Source organism: Planococcus sp. ANT_H30 (genome assembly GCF_008369335.1).
Taxonomy (GTDB): Bacteria; Bacillota; Bacilli; order Bacillales_A; family Planococcaceae; genus Planococcus; species Planococcus kocurii.
This window is the reverse complement of the sequence record NZ_VOBJ01000002.1, coordinates 265,465-283,324: the sequence shown is the minus strand read 5'-3', so window position 1 is coordinate 283,324 and position 17,860 is coordinate 265,465. Positions and strand designations below refer to the sequence as shown.

Genomic DNA, 17,860 nt, shown 5'->3' with positions numbered 1-17,860 from the left:
ATGCCTACTACCTATATAGATGAAATATTAACAGCAGCCAGTAAGTTAGATGTGTCAGACATTCACTTAACAGCAGGTATCCCACCGGTCTTTCGGATGAATGGAGAACTTCAGCGATACGGCGAGCAAATCGTAACGCCAGATCAGTCGAGAGAAATCAGTGAAGCGTTGATTCCCAAAAAAGCATGGGACACGTTTGTGTTAAAAGGAGAAATGGATTATGCCTATTCGTTACCTGGTGTTGCAAGATATCGTGTCAATTCGTTTCAGCAGCGAGGCTCTGTATCGCATGCTTTTAGAGCCATTGCTTCAGGAATTCCAACAATTGACCAATTAAAAATGCCAGCCATACTAAAAACACTTGCCGAAACTCATCAAGGTTTGATATTAGTCACTGGACCAACAGGCTCTGGTAAATCGACGACCTTGGCTGCAATGATTCGCCATATTAATGAAGCAATGACGAAGCATATTATTACGTTAGAAGATCCAATTGAATACTTACACAGACACGGTACATCAATTATTAACCAACGAGAAATTGGCTTTGACACCAATTCGTTTTCAAATGGCTTGAGAGCGGCTTTGCGCCAAGATCCAGATGTTATTTTAGTTGGAGAAATGCGTGACTTGGAAACGATCACTACCGCCATTACGGCGGCTGAAACAGGACATTTGGTGATGGCAACACTTCATACATCTAGCGCGTCATCTACAATCGAGCGAATTATCGATGTGTTTCCAGCGGGTCAACAAGCGCAAATCCGCACGCAACTGGGTGGTGTATTAAAAGCCGTTGTTTCACAGCGTTTGTTACCAAAAGCAGATGGTAAAGGCCGTATCGCTGCAACAGAAGTCATGATTAATAATACGGCCGTTGCGAACTTAATCCGTACCGAAAAAGTACACCAAATACCAAACGTCATTTTGACCAATCGTGCAGCGGGCATGCACATGATGTCAACGTCGATTCAAGAACTGTTAACGAGTGGGAAAATCACGCGTCAAGTGGCTCACCCTTATTTAAGAGGGGAAGACTAATATGGCACGCTTCAAATACGAAGGACGCGATACCAAGAAAGTAAGAACTGGAATGATTACTGCCGGAAACCGCAGAGAAGCGATTATTAAATTACGTGATGACGGCATCAAAGTAATTGATATTAAAGAAATTGAAACCACGACTCTCCAAAAGGATATTAGTATTGGAAATCCGGTGAAACGCGATCAATTTATTATGTTCTTGCGTCAGTTTTCTACATTGATGCGTGCTGGAGTGACGATTGTGGATACCATTCGTATTCTGTCTCAACAAGTCGAATCAAAAGCATTAGCAAAGACGCTCGCAATGATAGAAGATGAGTTGCGAAAAGGGAATAGCTTATCGGATAGTTTAGCAAAACACCCAAAAATTTTTGAGCCTCTAACGATTAATTTGATCAAAGCAGGTGAAATGTCCGGAAATATCGACGAATCGTTAGACCGTTTGGCGACTCATTACGACAAAGCATACCAGACGAGACAAAAGGTGGTTTCCGCTATGTCTTATCCAGCGGTTGTTGGTGTTATTGCTATCGGTGTTGTGATCTTTTTGTTAGCAACAATTGTCCCGATGTTTGTTGAAATGTTTGAAGGATTTGGTGGTGAACTTCCGTTATTAACGCAAGTGGTGATGCAAGCAAGTAACCTGGTTATTCAATATTGGTATGTAATCATTATCGTCGCGCTATTGATCGGTGTTTTGTTTTGGGCGATGAAACGAAGCACAAAAGGCAGAATGCTGCTTGATACGATGTTGCTTCGAATGCCGATATTCGGTAAAATTTTCAAAAAATCGGCATTGGCACGTTTGACTCGAACGCTGAGTTCAATGTTTTCAAGTTCTGTTCCAATTTTGCAAGCGATGACAATGGTCGAAAAAGTAGTCGGCAATGCGGTGATGTCTAAAGTGTTGATCGCTTCACGTGACTCGCTCGAACGTGGTGGTTCTTTAACAGAACCGATGCGCAATCACTGGGCATTTCCACCACTGATTCCACATATGATTTCAATCGGAGAACAAACGGGTTCGCTGGATCACATGTTATTAAAAGTGGCTGAGTTCTATGAAAGTGAAGTAGATGCAGAAACAGATCGACTGAAAGCGCTAATTGAGCCTTTAATGATTGTATTACTTGCTGCATTAGTTGGTACTATAGTGCTATCTATTATGCTGCCGATGTTTGAAATGTTTAATAATGTAGACAGTATGTAGTGTAATATTTACATTTATTTTTAAAATAATTGTAAAATAGCAAGAAAAAGCTATTGCTATAATTGGTTCTATTGTTATAATTGAGACGTACTCAAAGTAGTATATAAAAGTAAAAAAATAGGGGGAAAAGAAAATGAAGAACTATTTACAAAAAAAATTGAATAACGAAAAAGGGATGACCTTAATCGAGCTATTAGCTGTTATCGTTATTATCGCCATTATTGCTGCAATTGCTATTCCGTCGATTGGGAATATTATTGAGAATAGTCGTTATAGTGCGGTTAAAGCCGATGCTACAAATGTTATATCTGCTGCTAATATTTATTTCACAGAAAATGGAGAAAAAACGAAAGTGCCAGTATCAGTTTTGCAAAGTCAAGGATTCTTAGACAATGCAGGGAAAATACCTGTAACAGTAGTTGGAACCGAAACGGCACCTACTAATAACTTTGTTGAAAAAACTACTACAGGTTTGAAAATCACTACAACAGCTATAGAATATTCAGGAACTAAAAAGTTAACTTTTACAGGAGCATCTGTTAATGGAATTAATGCACATCCTGGTAAGGGTAGTGAAGCGGGACCACATACCATTAACCAATAATCATAAAGTTGCAATTTATTTAGGAGCTGAAAAAATGGCCTTATCGTTTTTAACGAAAAAAGCGCGTGTGGTGACAATGACAATAGAAGAAGATGCCATCCGCTATGTGGAGTTCAAAACCACACAACCGCTCCATATAAGCCAAGCGGAAGAGATGGCTCTTCCGCCTGGGATTATCAAGGATGGTGAAATTGTCGACGTGAAAGCGCTTGGTTCGTTACTCGATGAGGCTGTTCATCAGTGGGGTCTCTCTAAGAAGTCAGTCCGATTCCTCGCCCCTGACGAATTCGTTATCATCCGCAAAGTTACGTTTCCCCAAGGTGTTAAAGTAGATGAGCTGAAAGGCCATTTCTTTATTGAAATTGGTTCGACGCTGTATCTGCCTTTTGAAGACCCGGTGTTCGATGTTGTACCTTACAACGACAATGCTGAAGTGTTGATCATCGCTTCAAAAGAATCCGTAATCCGTTCCTATGAACAGCTGTTTGACGGAGCGAAGATGAAAGCAGCAGTGGCGGACATTACGCCGCTCGCTTTATATCGCTTGGCGTACGTGCAACACGATTTTGCCGAAGAAGAACATATTATGATGATTGATCTTCAATCAAAAAAAATGACGGTGTCAATTTTTCATGAACATTATCCGCTGTTCATGCGTCCCGTTGAATTCCAGTTGGCTGAAGAAGATTTCTTGGACTCCGCTATATTGATAGAAGAGATAGAAACAGAAGCTGAAAAATTGGGCAATTTTTATCGTTATAGTATGAATGCTGGCGAAGCGGGGATTACGAAAGTCATTTTTAATGGATTGGACAATTGGCCAGAACTTCAAGCTAGACTTGAAAACCGACTATCCGTGCCTGTTTATCCGATCGTCATGAAACCCATCCCGTCCGAATTAAACGATAGCGTTCCCGAACGTTTTAACCGTGCCATCGGTTTAGCCCTGAAAGAGGTGTAAGCATGTTAGTAGATATTAATTTATTGCCGCAAAAAGAACGGGAACGTCCCGTCGCCCTTTTTGCGGTGCTTGGCATTATATTGGCGGCTGTTTTAATATGGGCGACTTTTTTCTTTATGGCACAGTCACAGAGCAAGCAGCAAGTCGCAACAGATGCAGAATACACATTGGTCACGAGTCAAAGTGAAGCAATTCGTGCACAATTAGAAGCGTCTATTGGGTTAAATGATGAGCAGCAATTGCAAGCAACGGTTGTGTGGGCAGAAGGCTATCAATTTGATACTGTGCCATTGCTTGGTGACCTTGTTTCCCGTTTACCCAAACGTGGATTTTTTGATTCGTTTTCATTTGTTAAACCGAACTTAGGTACGTTAACCATTCAATTCGATACGTCTCGTGAAGCCGCTTATTACTTGACTCAGTTAAAGGCTTCTGAATTTTTAGAGTCAGCTACACTGGATTCTGTAACGAACGAAGAATTGGATTTGATCGAGGAAGAAGAAGGATCTATTGAGGATCCAGAAGCGTTAATAGAAAATCCACGTTATTTAGCTACGTATAGTTTGGTTTACATAGATGAACGTTTACCAGCCGCCGAGGGCACGGTCAATGCTGATGGAACGATAACGGAAGCCCCAAAAACAGAAGAGGTTCCTGTTGTAGAAGAACCGCCTGTTACAGACACCCCGCCGGTAGAAGAAAAGGTTCCTGAAGAATCTGAGGGGGATGTTCAATGAGCAACTGGACTAAACGACAAAAAGAACTAGCCTTGATCGTGTTAGCGGCAATTTTTTTAGCAGGAAGTGCAGCGTATTCCTATTTTTCTTTGTATATACCAGCGAAAGGTGCACGTCTTCAGTCCGAGCAATTATTAACTGCGGAAAAAGAAGTGTTGATGGCTTTAGAGGTGCAGCAAAAAGCAGCACCTCCAACTGAGAAAATTAGTGTAAGGGATTTGCAACAAAAAGTTTCTGTTGAGCCATTAACAGACTTAATCCTTTTGCAAATTGAGCAAGCTGAATTGATCTCGCAGACTTTTGTGACGTCTGTAAACTTTGTGGAGGCACCTTTGACATTACTTCAGCCGGTAGAAGGATTAGAGAACGTGCAAGAAATTGTTACGGCTGTTGAATTTAATGCCAGAGATTATAAAAGTATTGCAACTTTCATCAAAGAAATCGAGCAGATGGAACGAATTATGGTTGTAGGAGCTATTGATTTCACTGCAAATCCAGAATTGACAAAAGCCGATCAAATAAGCGAACCACTAACAGTTTCCGTATCCTTTTCAGCATTTTACCGACCGGATTTGATAGAACTTGCAGATGGATCGTTGAAAGTTGATTCTCCAGCACCAGCAAAAAAAGTAAACCCTTTGCCTCAGAATGACGGCACTAGCTTAGTTGCACCTGAAGAAGAAGCGCTGGAAACCACGCAAGAAGAAACCGGAGTTTCAACCGACGATTCTGAAACCGAAGTAAAGGTAGAAGTAGAAGTGCAAGAAAATGCAGAAGCTGTAAATCGGTAATAAAGAAAAAGAAAAATCAGAGAAATCATTGCGATTTCTCTTTTTTTGGTAGAGGTGGTTTGAAGATTTGTGTATAAGTCGAGTTATGTAGTTTCACTTCTAGATATTCCGCAAAGCAACTTCGCTTTCCTGTGGGCTTGCGGGAGTCTACGCTGTTTTGCTCCATATCTCTAATGTGGACTCTTAAATATAAGTTTGTATCTACTCTAAGAAAAATTTATGATCAGCCAAATTCAAGCTGTCTTTTTTGTAGCGTGGAATACGAACTTTTGAATGAAAACCTTAGAAGAAAGAACGTAAGGCGGCGACTCCTGCGGAAAAACGGAGTGGTGAGACCCCACAGGAGCCTGCGACGAGGAGGCTCAGCGCTTCGTCCGCGGAAAGCGTCCGCCTGCAGTGATTTCTTCAACTCTATCACTAACTATCCCCCAAAAAACTAAAGCAAAGAGGGTTTCTATGGTACTGACTTATTCTGTTTTTATTGGCTTGTTTGGTCTTGTTTTTGGTTCCTTTTTTAATGTTGTCGGCTTACGTGTGCCGAAAAAACAATCGATTGCTTACCCGCCTTCGCATTGCACCAATTGCGACCGGCGCTTAACGGCAATTGATTTGGTACCGGTGTTTTCCTATCTGTTTTTAAGAGGTCAATGCCGAACGTGTGGTGCTAAGATTCACTGGGTTTATCCGTTAATGGAAGCCGTGACTGCGGTTTTATTCGTCGCATCATTTTTGGTATTTGGCTTTACGCCAGAATTTGTCGTTGCGATCCTGTTTGTGTCGCTACTGGTCATCATCACCGTGTCAGACATCGCGTATATGCTCATTCCGGATAAAGTGCTCTTGCCGTTCGCAGTCGTGTTGCTCGGTCTTCGTTTGTTTGTTCCGTTAGATCCGTGGTGGGATAGTTTACTTGGAGCCGTTGTTGGATTCGGCTTACTGTTTTTGATTGCGGTTGTTTCGAAAGGCGGCATGGGTGGTGGCGACATTAAATTGTTCTTCGTTATTGGCTTAGTGCTCGGGACCGTCGGAACGCTCATGACCTTGTTTTTCGCTTCGTTTATTGGCGCCATCGTAGGCATCATCCAATTGCGCGTCACGAAAAAAGGACGCAAGACACCGATTCCGTTTGGGCCGTCGATCGCGTTGGCGGCTGTCATCGTTTGTTTTTGGGGAGACGGGTTGCTTGCGTGGTATATGAATTTTCTAGGGTGAAGCTGAGGCTTCATCCTTTTCTATTTTGAAACGTAAATAGGCAGTTCTCCTTCACCGATCGCTTGGCTCCTGCAACAAGCGAGGTAAGCGAACGAACGTCCGGTTTTGCTTAACGACTGGACACACCGGCGCTTGGGAATTTCTGTTTCTCGTAAATCTCAATTATAAACAGCTACAGACAGCGCTTTTTGCAAATCCAATCGATCAAATCTCATTTTTCAACCGCTTAATACGGCCAAAATTCATTTTTCTTCATTTGTTTTGGAGATTCGTTAGGTGATATGATTCTTGAAAAAGGAGCGATTCTCATCATGAAGTTTAAAACTGATTTCCCAGTTGTTCTTGCATCACAATCACCGCGTCGTCAGGAGCTTTTAAGGATGCTTGGTGTTGATTTTGAGGTTATCCCAAGCACCAAAGATGAACCGGATCCGCAGCAGTTTCAAACGGCACTTGGTTATGTTTTAGCATGCGCTGCGCAAAAAGCACAGGAAGTTGCGGCCAGACGCACGGACGCCATCGTGATCGGGTCGGATACCATTGTCGTTTTAGGTGATGAGGTTTTATTGAAACCCAAAAATAAAGAACAAGCAACAGGCTACTTGCAGAAATTATCGGGTCGTACACATCAAGTGATTACGGCCGTTACGGTTGTGCAAGATACCAGTGAGCACACATTTCACGAAACAGTTAAAGTGACGTTTTTTGATTTGCCAGAGGCATGGATTGACGCCTATACCGATACGGAAGATCCGTATGACAAAGCAGGTGCATATGGCATACAAACGCTTTCTGGCTTGTTCGTTAAAGAAATTCAAGGGGACTACAACGCAGTCGTCGGTTTGCCCATTGCTGCATTAACACAGAAACTTGTCAGTGCCGGATTTATCTACTTAGAAGGGAGCAGTGTCAGATGCTAAACGAAACATCGTTAATGATCCGCGACGTCCATGTTTCTGACCGTCCGCGTGAACGACTCATCAATCAAGGTGCAGCGGCTTTGTCGAATCAAGAACTGATTGCGATTTTGCTGCGCACAGGCAGCAAACAAGAATCGGTATTGCATTTGGCTAATCGGATTCTCACTCATTTTGAACAAATTCAAGAATTGAAAAATGCCACCATCGAAGAGATGGTGGCGATCAATGGCATCGGCCAAGCAAAAGCCGTTCAACTGCTTGCCGCGGTAGAACTGGGCCGCCGTTTGTCTTCGAAACAAACGGATACAAAATTCACCATTCGTTCTCCAAAAGATGCGGCTTCTTATTTGATGGCTGATATGACTTCCCTCAAGCAAGAACATTTTGTCGTCTTATTCCTCAATATTAAAAACCAAGTGATGCATCGCCAAACTATATTTGTTGGGAGCCTAAACGCCTCTATTGTTCATCCTCGTGAAATTTTTCGTGAAGCGGTGCGCCGTTCTTCAGCTTCTATTGTCTGTGCGCACAACCATCCTTCAGGAAATCCAGCGCCTTCTCCAGAAGATATCAATGTGACGAAACGACTCGTCGAAGCCGGTAGCATCATCGGCATTGAACTTCTTGATCACGTCATTATCGGTGACCACCAATTCATTTCGTTGAAAGAAAAGGGGTTCATGTAGCACTGTTTATTTTTTTTCTTTTCGTCTATAATGAGTGGTATTGTGTCAACACAATTGCCGAAATACGGCTTGTAATGGAAGGGAAGAAAAAACGTGTTTGGATTTGGTCTAAAAGATGTTGGAATTGATTTAGGTACTGCAAATACATTGGTCTATATTAAAGGCAAAGGAATCGTTCTTCGCGAGCCTTCTGTAGTCATTAAAAATAAAAAAAACGGCGAAATCGTGGCAGTCGGCAACCAAGCTAAAAACATGATGGGCCGTACCGCAAACTCAATTGTCGCGATTCGTCCAATGCGTGACGGCGTGATCGCCGATTACGATACCACGTTGACGATGATCAAGCATTGTTTAGCTGAAGCGTTTAAAGCAGCAGGCGGTAAATGGAAAAGCGGTGTGGTACTGATTTGTGTGCCCTACGGCATTACGTCAGTGGAACAGCGCGCTGTGTTAAATGCTGCTCACGGAGCGGGAGCGCGTGAAGCGTTCACGATTGAAGAACCTTTTGCAGCAGCGATTGGCGCAGATTTGCCAGTTTGGGAACCTGTTGGCAGTATGGTCGTCGATATTGGAGGCGGAACGACTGAAGTGGCGGTTATTTCTTTAGGCGGCATTGTTTCGAGCGAATCGATTCGTGTAGCAGGAGATGCCTTAGATATGGAAATCACGCAGTATATCCGAAAAACCTATAATGTGTTGATAGGTGAAAGAACAGCGGAAGCACTTAAAGTTGGTATCGGTTCTGCACGCATCATGGAAAACGATGACAAGGATGCTTCGATGGAAATTCGTGGACGTGACTTGTTGACCGGTTTTCCAAAAACTTTGCAAGTAACTTCCGAAGAAATTGCCGGAGCCTTGAGTGAACCAGTAGCCGCTATTGTCGCAGGTATTAAAGCGACTTTAGAAAAAACACCGCCTGAGTTGAGCGCAGATGTGTTAGAAAATGGTATTGTGTTAACAGGCGGAGGCGCACTTTTGAAAAATCTCGACCGTGTTATTTCGGCTGAGACGCTGATGCCCGTATCGATTGCCGAATATCCACTGGATTGTGTCGCGCTCGGCACAGGCAAGGCGTTGGAAAATATCGAGAAATTCCGACGTCAGTTATCAATTAAATAAGGAGGATGGCAATATGCCACAGCTTTTTACGAACAAGCGGCTCATATTGCTGCTGTTGGGTGTCATCCTGCTCGTTGCCCTGATTTCTTTTTCGCTCCGTGATCGTGACAATGTGTCGCTTCCGGAACAACTTATAAAAGATGCTGTTGGAGCGGGGCAGTCGGTGTTTTCACGCCCTGCTCATTTTGTCACTGGAATTTTTGAAAATGTGGATTCTTTATTAAATACATTTGAAGAAAACCAGCATCTAAAAACGCGTTTAGAAGAATTTGCAGGAGTGCAGGCTGAAGTTAAGGACTTGCGTTCTGAAAACGAAGAATTGAAAAAAATTACCGGCAAAGAACAATCGCTGCGTGATTACAATCCAATTCAGGCTACGGTCATCGCGCGAAATCCCGATCAATGGGAAGAAAAAATTATTCTTAACCAAGGTTCAAATCAAGGCGTCGGAGTAAATATGGCCGTTATGACGGCGAGCGGTTTGATTGGAAAAGTCACATTGACCACACCGACGACGTCAACTGTCGAGTTGATTTCTACGATCAATCCAAATTACCGTGTTTCTGCAATGGTCGTTGGTGGTGCAAAAGACGTTTTCGGCTTAATTGAAGGATACGACGCAGAACGTCGTGAACTTCTGTTAAAGCGGATTGACGCCAATATTGAATTGAAAAAAGGCGATCAAGTGATATCGAGTGGACTTGGTGGTATTTTTCCAAAAGGTATTTTAATCGGCACCATTACAGAAGTGACGATTGATGAGTTTGGGTTGACAAAGCTTGCTTATGTTAAGCCCGCTGCGGATTTTTCTCTTTTAAACCATGTAATTATCGCAGACCGATTGATGCCGGAAGTGGACGGTGAAGACAATGGCGTGACAGGAGACGATGAATCATGATCCGTTTTCTTATCCCGTTGATCTGCCTCGTCCTGTTTTTCATGGAACCGGTTTTCGGTCTTTTTTCGCCGCTCAATATTGACGGTGAATTGAATTACATCGTGCCACGTTTTTTAATTATGTTCTTGATTTTCTTGACGCTTTATTATGATTTAAAGCATGCGATGTTTTACGGATTATTTTTCGGGCTCTTGTATGATGTCTTTTACATTGATATTATTGGGTTATATTCTTTTTTGTATCCAGCTATTTGTCTGGTTGCGGCGTTCGCATTCAAAAGAATCCCCCGGAATTTATTGACGGCAACCTTGCTGACACTTGTTTTATTGGCATTGTTCGAATTTTTGCTTTACCAATTCTTCCTGCTTATTTCATTAACAGGAATGCCGCTTGGTACATTTATCACGACGCGGTTATGGCCAACGATGATCGCCAACTCCATTTTCTTGGTGATGCTCGGCTGGGTTTTCAAGTCGGTAATGGTCACGCAATTATCTGAGCGTGACAATAAGATAGGGTTATATTAATGAAAGCGCAGGTGACATTTTTTTGAAAAATCTCGTTACGATTAAAGGGAAAAATAAAGGACTTGTGCTGTATCTTGACGATCAATGTGCGTATGCGGATTTATTGGTTGAAGTAGCAGCGAAAGTATCGGATCCTGCGCTTGACAGCGATACCGAAGTCACGGTGCATTTGAACAAACGCTATTGCACAGACAGCCAGATTCAAGAACTAAGCAAAGTGGTGTCAACAAATCCTCATTTAAAGGTAATCGCAACGACAAGTGATATCTTGACAGTTCAAGAAAGTGAACAAAAAATTCTTGAAAGTCAGTCGGAAACCTATGTCGGCATTGTTCGGTCGGGTCAAGTGATTAAAGCTGAAGGCGATTTGGTCGTTATTGGAGATGTTAACCCCAATGGTCGGGTAGAAGCAGGCGGCAGTGTCTATGTACTGGGCCGACTAAAAGGCGCGGCGCATGCAGGAACAAAGGGCAATCGTGACGCAGTTATTGCGGCATCGTGGTTAGAAGCAACGCAATTGAAAATTCACGACGAATTGGAAACGATGACAGACGAATTGTCTAGTCTTTCGGAACAACCGGAAATGGAATGCGCTTATTTACATACAAATGGCACAATCATCATTGACCGTTTGCAGGAATTGCGGTTTATTCGTCCGCAAATTTCAACGTTTAAAGGAGGAAGCTAGTGTGGGAGAAGCTATCGTAATAACATCAGGCAAGGGAGGCGTCGGTAAAACGACGACAACCGCCAACCTCGGCACTGCATTGGCTCTTCAAGGAAAGAAAGTTTGTTTGATTGATACCGATATTGGATTGCGTAACCTTGATGTAATTTTAGGACTTGAAAATCGCATCATTTATGATTTGATTGATGTACTCGAAGGTCGCTGCAAAGTGCATCAAGCGCTTGTTAAAGACAAACGGTTTGAAGACATGCTGTATTTATTGCCAGCTGCACAAACGGCTGACAAAAATGACGTCAATCCCGAACAAATGAAAGAATTAGTAACTGAATTGAAAAGCGATTATGATTTCGTCATTATTGATTGCCCAGCTGGAATTGAGCAAGGCTATAAAAATGCGGTCGCTGGAGCTGATCATGCAATTGTCGTGACCACACCTGAAATTTCAGCTGTTCGTGACGCAGATCGCATCATCGGCTTGTTGGAACTTGAAGAAAACATTGATGCGCCGCGTCTAATTATCAACCGAATTCGTCCACATTTGATGAAAGCGGGAGAAGCGTTAGATGTCAATGAAATTACAACGCATTTATCGATTGACCTTTTGGGGATTATCGCAGATGACGAGCGCGTTATTTCGAGCTCAAACAAAGGCGAACCGATCGTAATGGATCCGTCAAACACCGCAGCACTTGGCTACCGCAACATTGCGCGCCGCTTACTCGGAGAATCAGTGCCATTAATGAGCATGGAAAAAGCGCCACCAAGCTTGTTTACAAAAATCAAAGCCGTTTTCACAAAATAACATATTCTGAGCCTTCGCTATTGGAGCGAAGGCTTTTTTTAAAACTTTTGGGAGGTGTCGAATGAACGAATTTTTACTGATGCAAATGGTCGCGGCGGAACGTTTGTGTGTAGCGCATGAATCAAAGCAAGTCGTGTTGTCTGAACTGAAAAATTCTTTAGCAGGTGCAAGTGGTGAACAGCGTACGGCAAGTTTATTGAAAAGAGAGTTGGATTTACCAGGAGCAATTTTTCTGAGTGATGTGCATATGCCATATAAAGAAGGAAATGCGCAAATTGACTTATTGCTCGTACACGCGGATTTTATTTGTGTGCTGGAAGTAAAGAACATGATCGGCGAATTTTATTTTGACTCAGTGAATTTTCAGTTTCACCGAATGATTGATGGACGCAGAGAAGGAATGCGTAATCCAGAAGCACAATTGCACCGGGCGGTAAAGGCAGCTTCTGGATTTCTCGGCGTTCCCGTACACGGCGTCATCGTTTTGGCGAGTCGCTCAGGAAAAGTAGTGGAGGCGCCAAAACAGTATCCGGTCGTATCGCTCGATTATTTGCCGTTTCATTTAGAGCAACTAGCGCACGGAGCGAAACTTTTTAATGTCGCGACAATAACAGCAAAGCTGTAGGGATTGCCCATGCGCAATACCAATCGCCACTGGCTCGAGCGCCAGAAAATCACGCTCGATTCACTGCGTCTTGGTGTGACTTGTCCAACATGCCGCAACTGTCCACTCGTCTGGCAAGAACGTAAATGGCATTGCGACGGATGTGAGTTTACTTCGCGCGATGCACACGAAGTCACGCTGCAAGAATACGCAGTGCTGTTTGGCAATAAACTCGACACGCGGGTTGCGTACCAGCTGCTTGGTGTCAAAGACAAATACGTGTTGTACCGGCTACTCGAAAAATCAGCACCCAAGAGTAATGTACGAGGCAAGCGACAGATTATTGAAAATCGTGATTTACTAAGAGCTTATTTTGGTCGCGTTTATAAGTGACCGCACCTCGCGCCGGGATGACCGCACCTCAAACGCGAAAGAGCGCACCTCGCGCCGGGATGACCGCACCTCAAACGCGAAAGACCGCACCTCGCGCCGGGGTAACCGCACCTCAAACGCGAAAGAGCGCACCTCGCGCCGAGATAACCGCACCTCACACAAATAAAAACTCCGAGCCGCACAAGCAATTTCATGAAAACTAACATTGTCTATTGACTCGACTAGTTGCCGCATGGTATTATTCTAATGTTATGTTTGTAGCGCACCGTGCTGCAACCGCTCGAATCAGGTTACATTAAGAAGTTGCTTCGGCAAGTCACCTGAATAGGCGAGTCTTAATCTTAGAGGAGGTGCAAGGATATGTACGCAATTATTGAAACTGGTGGAAAACAAATCAAAGTTGAAGCGGGCCAAGAAATCTACGTTGAGAAATTAACTGGAGAAGCTGGTGACGTGATCACTTTTGATAAAGTTCTATTTGTAGGTGGAGATGATACTAAAGTGGGTGTTCCTTTTGTTGAAGGAGCTACTGTTACGGCTAAAGTTGTTAAAAACGGCCGCGCTAAAAAGATCACAGTTTTCACTTATAAAGCGAAAAAGAACTACCATAGAAAAAAAGGTCATCGTCAGCCATACACGAAATTGACTATCGATGCGATTAACCTGTAAGAATGATACTTGTAACTGTAAAGGAAACGTTAAAACGCATTTCGTCTTTTGAAATGTCAGGTCATGCGGATTATGCTGAACATGGGCAAGACCTCGTATGTGCTGGAGCGTCTGCTGTCTCTTTTGGAGCGGTGAACGCCATCATGGAGCTGACGGGAATCGAACCAGAAATTCAGCAGGCAAACAACGGCTTTTTAAAAGTCAGTTTTCCGAACAACCTGAATGACAAGACGGACGAGCAGGTTCAACTGCTGGTACGCGCAATGATTGTTTCGTTAAAAACGATTGAACAAGACTATGAAGAATATATTAAAATAACCTTCACAGCTTAGGAGGTGGGACAGAATGTTAAGATTAGATCTTCAGTTTTTTGCATCCAAAAAAGGTGTAGGTTCAACGAGAAACGGACGTGACTCTGAATCTAAACGCCTTGGCGCAAAACGTGCAGACGGCCAAGAAGTTACTGGTGGTTCAATTTTATACCGTCAACGCGGTACTAGAATTTATCCGGGCGAGAACGTTGGACGCGGCGGAGACGATACACTTTTTGCTAAAATCGACGGAATCGTACGTTTTGAACGTTACGGACGCGATAAGAAAAAAGTTAGCGTATATCCAGTTGCACAAGAAGCTTAATACAAAACGAAAAGGGCTGCTTTCGCAGTCCTTTTTCTTTTGAAAATAATAGGCACCGTCTGCGAGACGAGCAGAACACATTATTTTAGGAGTTTGCTGCGAATTGTTGGTATACTGAAATAAGAAGCTGAATCGGGACGTGACGTATGGGAAAACCAATGACAGTGGCACAATCGCTTCGGCATGCGCGCCATGATTTTTTAAACGACCTTCAATTAATCAAAATGAATTTGGATCTTGGCCGTCTACAAGAGGCGCAAGCGAAAATTCGTTCGCATGCCGAAGCGTCTATGCATGCCAGTCGGCTGGCCGACATCGGTCTGCCGCTGACAGAAGAATGGCTGTTGACGGCAAATTGGCGCTTTCTGGAATTTGATTTTCAGGTAATGTGTTTGGCGGTTCAGGCACCTGCACAAAAAGACGCCGAATTGCGGCGTTTTCTGGAAGATTTCGTTCAATCAGCAAAACTACACCTGACTCCATATGAGGTGTACAGTAGCGAAATTTTATTGACATCCAGTAGCTCGTTTTTTGAAATAAGCATTACAGGTCCAGGGAGTTGGCTAGATTTAGAACTAGTGGAATCAGCTGGATTCACAGTAACAAAAGAGTGCAGCGAAGACAGCGTTATGATTGTTGTTCGCGCACAGATGGAGGGATAATATGTTTGTCGATCACGTAAAAGTTTATGTTAGAGGTGGCGACGGCGGAGATGGCATGGTTGCATTCCGTCGCGAAAAATATGTACCAAATGGCGGACCTGCCGGCGGAGATGGTGGTAAAGGCGGAAATATCGTTTTTATCGTTGAAGAGGGACTTCGTACGCTAATGGATTTCCGTTACAAACGGATTTTTAAAGCGGAACGTGGAACACACGGCATGAGCAAAAACCAGCACGGTGCTAAAGCAGAAGACACGTTTATTAAAGTTCCACCAGGCACAGTAGTAAAAGACGTCGATTCGGGTGAAACCATTGCGGATTTAGTCGAACATGGCCAAACGGCTGTTATCGCTAAAGGCGGACGCGGCGGACGTGGGAACTCACGTTTTGCGACGCCTGCAAACCCTGCACCAGAATTGTCTGAAAAAGGCGAACCGGGTTATGAGCGTAACGTTATTTTGGAATTGAAAGTATTGGCAGATGCTGGACTAGTTGGATTCCCGAGTGTCGGGAAATCGACTCTTTTGTCAGTCGTTTCGGCAGCAAAGCCGAAAATTGCTGAATACCATTTTACAACAATTGTTCCAAACTTGGGCATGGTTGAAACAGAAGATCAACGCAGCTTTGTTATGGCCGATCTTCCTGGATTAATCGAAGGCGCTCACCAAGGAGTTGGTCTTGGTCATCAATTCTTGCGTCATATCGAACGTACGCGTGTGATTATTCACGTGATTGACATGTCCGGTCTTGAAGGTCGCGACGCTTACGACGATTATGTAACGATTAACGAAGAATTAAAACAATACAACATGCGCTTGACGGAACGTCCGCAATTGATTGTTGCCAACAAAATGGATATGCCCGATTCTGAAGAGAACTTAGCGAAATTCCGTGAGAAATTACCGGAAGATGCACGCATTTTCCCAATCTCTGCATTGTCACGCAAAGGGTTGAATAACTTATTGTTCGCTATTGCTGACGTTATTGAAGTAACGCCGGAGTTCCCATTGATCGACGAAGAAGAAGCCGATTCAGAAAGCACTGTTCTTTACAAACACGAAACGGATGCAGATGGCTTTGACATCACGCGTGGTCCTGATGGTGCGTTCATCTTGACTGGCTATGCCATTGAACGGATGTTCAAGATGACGGACTTTTCTCGTGAAGATTCAATTCGCCGTTTTTCTCGCCAAATGCGCGGTATGGGAATTGATGACGCTCTTCGTGAACGTGGAGCAGAAAATGGCGACACGGTTCGCTTGCTTGAATTCGAATTTGAATTTATGGATTGATGCGGAGGTAGCTTGAATGAAGGACATTTCGGAGCAACGGTATTATTTAGTGCGTGAAGATGTTTTGACAGAAGCGATGCAAAAAACGCTCGAAGTGAAAAAAATGCTGCAAAACGATCGCATGTCCATTATGGACGCAGTCAACAAAACAGGTCTTTCACGCTCTGCGTTTTATAAATATCGGGACGCTGTTTTTCCGTTCCATTCGATTGTCAAAGAACGGATCTTGACGGTTTTCTTACAATTAGAAGACCGCTCAGGAACCCTCGCGACACTTTTGCAGGCAGTTGCTGAAAATGGCTGTAATATTTTGACCATCCACCAAACGATTCCAATTCAAGGACGGGCAAACGTCACTTTGTCTCTGGACGTAACAGCAATGGATGGGGATTTGGACGTATTTTTGCACCAGCTAAAAAAACTCGATTTTGTCGAGTCGGCTGATGTGGTATCAAGTGGAGCATCTTAATGGAGGAATGTTTAAATGACTGGACACGCTGTAAGTAAACGAATTTCATATTTAGGGCCGGAAGCGTCATTTACACACCTTGCGGCAACAAAAGTTTTCCCCGGAGAGACACTGGTACCTTTTACAACCATTCCTGAATGCATAGAAGCAGTGGCAGAAGGCAGCGTAGATTACGCTGTCGTGCCGCTGGAAAATGCGTTAGAAGGATCGGTTCCACTGACTGTGGATTATTTATTCCACGAAGCGCAATTGTATGTGACGGCTGAAGTATTATCTTCAATCGAACAACATTTGTTGGTGCACCCTGAAAACCGCAACGCGGAATCGTTTGAAGCGATTTATTCGCATCCACACGCTTTGGCGCAATGCCACAAATTCCTTTTTTATACATACAAAAATACGCCGTTAGAACAATACAGTTCAACAGCGGCTGCAGCTAAAATGGTTTCGGAATTACCGGAACGCAACATCGCAGCGATTGGCAATGAATTCTCTGCGCATAAATACGGGTTGGATATTTTGCAACGGGATATTCACGATTTCCATTTTAACCATACCCGCTTTTTCGTGTTGTCAAAGTCTGATCACAAACTGACAGACCCGGCGCATGACGATCAAATCAAAACAACGTTAATGATTACGCCACCAGATGATGACCGTTCGGGTGTCTTGCACCAAATTTTGTCTGTTTTTGCATGGCGCCGCCTAAACTTGAGTAAAATCGAGTCACGTCCATTGAAAACGGGGCTAGGTGATTATTTCTTTATTGCGGACGTCTTAGCAGAAGAAAAAGATGCGATGATGCGTGGGGCTTTTGAAGAGCTTGCCGCTCTTGGGTGCACCGTTAAAACACTCGGATCGTACTACACGTACAAATGATCAACGACAAGCCCTGTAGCGGAAAATGCTGCAGGGCTTTTTTATGGCAAAACCC

The 17,860-nt window shown here is 43.6% G+C and carries 23 protein-coding genes and 1 other annotated feature; all 23 genes read left to right on the top strand.

All coding sequences use genetic code 11. From position 1 onward, the window contains the following. The 23 genes from FQ085_RS07345 to pheA all read left to right on the top strand — a co-directional run bounded on the left by FQ085_RS07345 (window position 1) and on the right by pheA (window position 17,805). The gene (locus tag FQ085_RS07345; RefSeq protein WP_149456295.1) at window positions 1-1,041 is read left to right on the top strand and encodes a type IV pilus twitching motility protein PilT; all 1,041 of its coding nucleotides are present in this window, start codon (window positions 1-3) and stop codon (window positions 1,039-1,041) included. Between the two features lies 1 nt (window position 1,042). Beyond that, a complete protein-coding gene (locus FQ085_RS07340; protein ID WP_058385645.1) occupies window positions 1,043-2,254 on the top strand; it encodes a type II secretion system F family protein in 1,212 nt (403 codons plus the stop codon). A 133-nt stretch (window positions 2,255-2,387) separates the two neighbouring features. Next, window positions 2,388-2,858, top strand: a complete 471-nt coding sequence (locus tag FQ085_RS07335) for a type II secretion system protein (RefSeq protein ID WP_149456294.1) — start codon at window positions 2,388-2,390, stop codon at window positions 2,856-2,858. A gap of 34 nt (window positions 2,859-2,892) precedes the next feature. Next, window positions 2,893-3,819: a type IV pilus biogenesis protein PilM gene (gene pilM / locus FQ085_RS07330; protein ID WP_149456293.1), complete on the top strand. Its 927-nt coding sequence runs from the start codon at window positions 2,893-2,895 to the stop codon at window positions 3,817-3,819. Window positions 3,820-3,821: 2 nt separating this feature from the next. Further along, window positions 3,822-4,556 carry a PilN domain-containing protein gene (locus tag FQ085_RS07325; RefSeq protein ID WP_188074731.1) on the top strand — a complete coding sequence of 245 codons (735 nt, stop codon included), beginning with the start codon at window positions 3,822-3,824 and terminating at the stop codon, window positions 4,554-4,556. Then, window positions 4,553-5,347, top strand: coding sequence for a pilus assembly protein PilO (locus tag FQ085_RS07320; RefSeq protein WP_149456292.1), 795 nt, complete (start codon window positions 4,553-4,555; stop codon window positions 5,345-5,347). Before FQ085_RS07325 ends, FQ085_RS07320 begins: the two co-directional genes overlap by 4 nt. A 456-nt stretch (window positions 5,348-5,803) precedes the next feature. Continuing rightward, a complete protein-coding gene (locus FQ085_RS07315) occupies window positions 5,804-6,559 on the top strand; it encodes a prepilin peptidase (RefSeq protein WP_149456291.1) in 756 nt (251 codons plus the stop codon). Window positions 6,560-6,870: 311 nt separating this feature from the next. Further along, window positions 6,871-7,479 carry a Maf family protein gene (locus tag FQ085_RS07310; protein WP_149456290.1) on the top strand — a complete coding sequence of 203 codons (609 nt, stop codon included), beginning with the start codon at window positions 6,871-6,873 and terminating at the stop codon, window positions 7,477-7,479. After that, window positions 7,473-8,165, top strand: a complete 693-nt coding sequence (gene radC / locus FQ085_RS07305) for a RadC family protein (protein WP_058385639.1) — start codon at window positions 7,473-7,475, stop codon at window positions 8,163-8,165. The genes FQ085_RS07310 and radC overlap by 7 nt, the downstream gene beginning before the upstream one ends. 93 nt (window positions 8,166-8,258) lie before the next feature. After that, a complete protein-coding gene (locus FQ085_RS07300) occupies window positions 8,259-9,287 on the top strand; it encodes a rod shape-determining protein (protein WP_058385638.1) in 1,029 nt (342 codons plus the stop codon). A gap of 13 nt (window positions 9,288-9,300) precedes the next feature. Continuing rightward, on the top strand, window positions 9,301-10,185 hold the full coding sequence (mreC, locus tag FQ085_RS07295) for a rod shape-determining protein MreC (protein ID WP_058385637.1): 885 nt from the start codon (window positions 9,301-9,303) through the stop codon (window positions 10,183-10,185). Further along, complete coding sequence (gene mreD / locus FQ085_RS07290) at window positions 10,182-10,712, top strand: rod shape-determining protein MreD (RefSeq protein WP_071154346.1); 531 nt, start codon at window positions 10,182-10,184, stop codon at window positions 10,710-10,712. The genes mreC and mreD overlap by 4 nt, the downstream gene beginning before the upstream one ends. A 16-nt stretch (window positions 10,713-10,728) precedes the next feature. Beyond that, entirely contained in the window at window positions 10,729-11,400 is a 672-nt protein-coding gene (gene minC, locus FQ085_RS07285; protein ID WP_071154347.1) for a septum site-determining protein MinC, read from the top strand. A gap of 1 nt (window position 11,401) precedes the next feature. Further along, window positions 11,402-12,202: a septum site-determining protein MinD gene (minD, locus tag FQ085_RS07280; protein WP_149456289.1), complete on the top strand. Its 801-nt coding sequence runs from the start codon at window positions 11,402-11,404 to the stop codon at window positions 12,200-12,202. Between the two features lie 61 nt (window positions 12,203-12,263). Then, complete coding sequence (locus tag FQ085_RS18280; protein ID WP_262499770.1) at window positions 12,264-12,827, top strand: nuclease-related domain-containing protein; 564 nt, start codon at window positions 12,264-12,266, stop codon at window positions 12,825-12,827. A gap of 9 nt (window positions 12,828-12,836) precedes the next feature. After that, window positions 12,837-13,199: a hypothetical protein gene (locus FQ085_RS18275; protein ID WP_262499769.1), complete on the top strand. Its 363-nt coding sequence runs from the start codon at window positions 12,837-12,839 to the stop codon at window positions 13,197-13,199. A gap of 264 nt (window positions 13,200-13,463) precedes the next feature. Next, window positions 13,464-13,545, top strand: a sequence feature (ribosomal protein L21 leader region). Window positions 13,546-13,559: 14 nt separating this feature from the next. Further along, window positions 13,560-13,868 carry a 50S ribosomal protein L21 gene (rplU, locus tag FQ085_RS07265; protein WP_058385632.1) on the top strand — a complete coding sequence of 103 codons (309 nt, stop codon included), beginning with the start codon at window positions 13,560-13,562 and terminating at the stop codon, window positions 13,866-13,868. Between the two features lie 2 nt (window positions 13,869-13,870). Further along, complete coding sequence (locus tag FQ085_RS07260; protein WP_149456288.1) at window positions 13,871-14,200, top strand: ribosomal-processing cysteine protease Prp; 330 nt, start codon at window positions 13,871-13,873, stop codon at window positions 14,198-14,200. Window positions 14,201-14,213: 13 nt separating this feature from the next. Continuing rightward, the gene (rpmA, locus tag FQ085_RS07255; protein WP_149456287.1) at window positions 14,214-14,504 is read left to right on the top strand and encodes a 50S ribosomal protein L27; all 291 of its coding nucleotides are present in this window, start codon (window positions 14,214-14,216) and stop codon (window positions 14,502-14,504) included. Window positions 14,505-14,650: 146 nt separating this feature from the next. Beyond that, complete coding sequence (locus tag FQ085_RS07250) at window positions 14,651-15,166, top strand: Spo0B domain-containing protein (protein ID WP_149456286.1); 516 nt, start codon at window positions 14,651-14,653, stop codon at window positions 15,164-15,166. Window position 15,167: 1 nt separating this feature from the next. Further along, a complete protein-coding gene (obgE, locus tag FQ085_RS07245; RefSeq protein WP_058385628.1) occupies window positions 15,168-16,457 on the top strand; it encodes a GTPase ObgE in 1,290 nt (429 codons plus the stop codon). Between the two features lie 16 nt (window positions 16,458-16,473). After that, a complete protein-coding gene (locus FQ085_RS07240) occupies window positions 16,474-16,926 on the top strand; it encodes an ACT domain-containing protein (RefSeq protein ID WP_078080323.1) in 453 nt (150 codons plus the stop codon). A gap of 15 nt (window positions 16,927-16,941) precedes the next feature. Next, the gene (gene pheA / locus FQ085_RS07235; protein ID WP_149456285.1) at window positions 16,942-17,805 is read left to right on the top strand and encodes a prephenate dehydratase; all 864 of its coding nucleotides are present in this window, start codon (window positions 16,942-16,944) and stop codon (window positions 17,803-17,805) included. The last annotated feature ends 55 nt before the right edge of the window (window positions 17,806-17,860 follow it).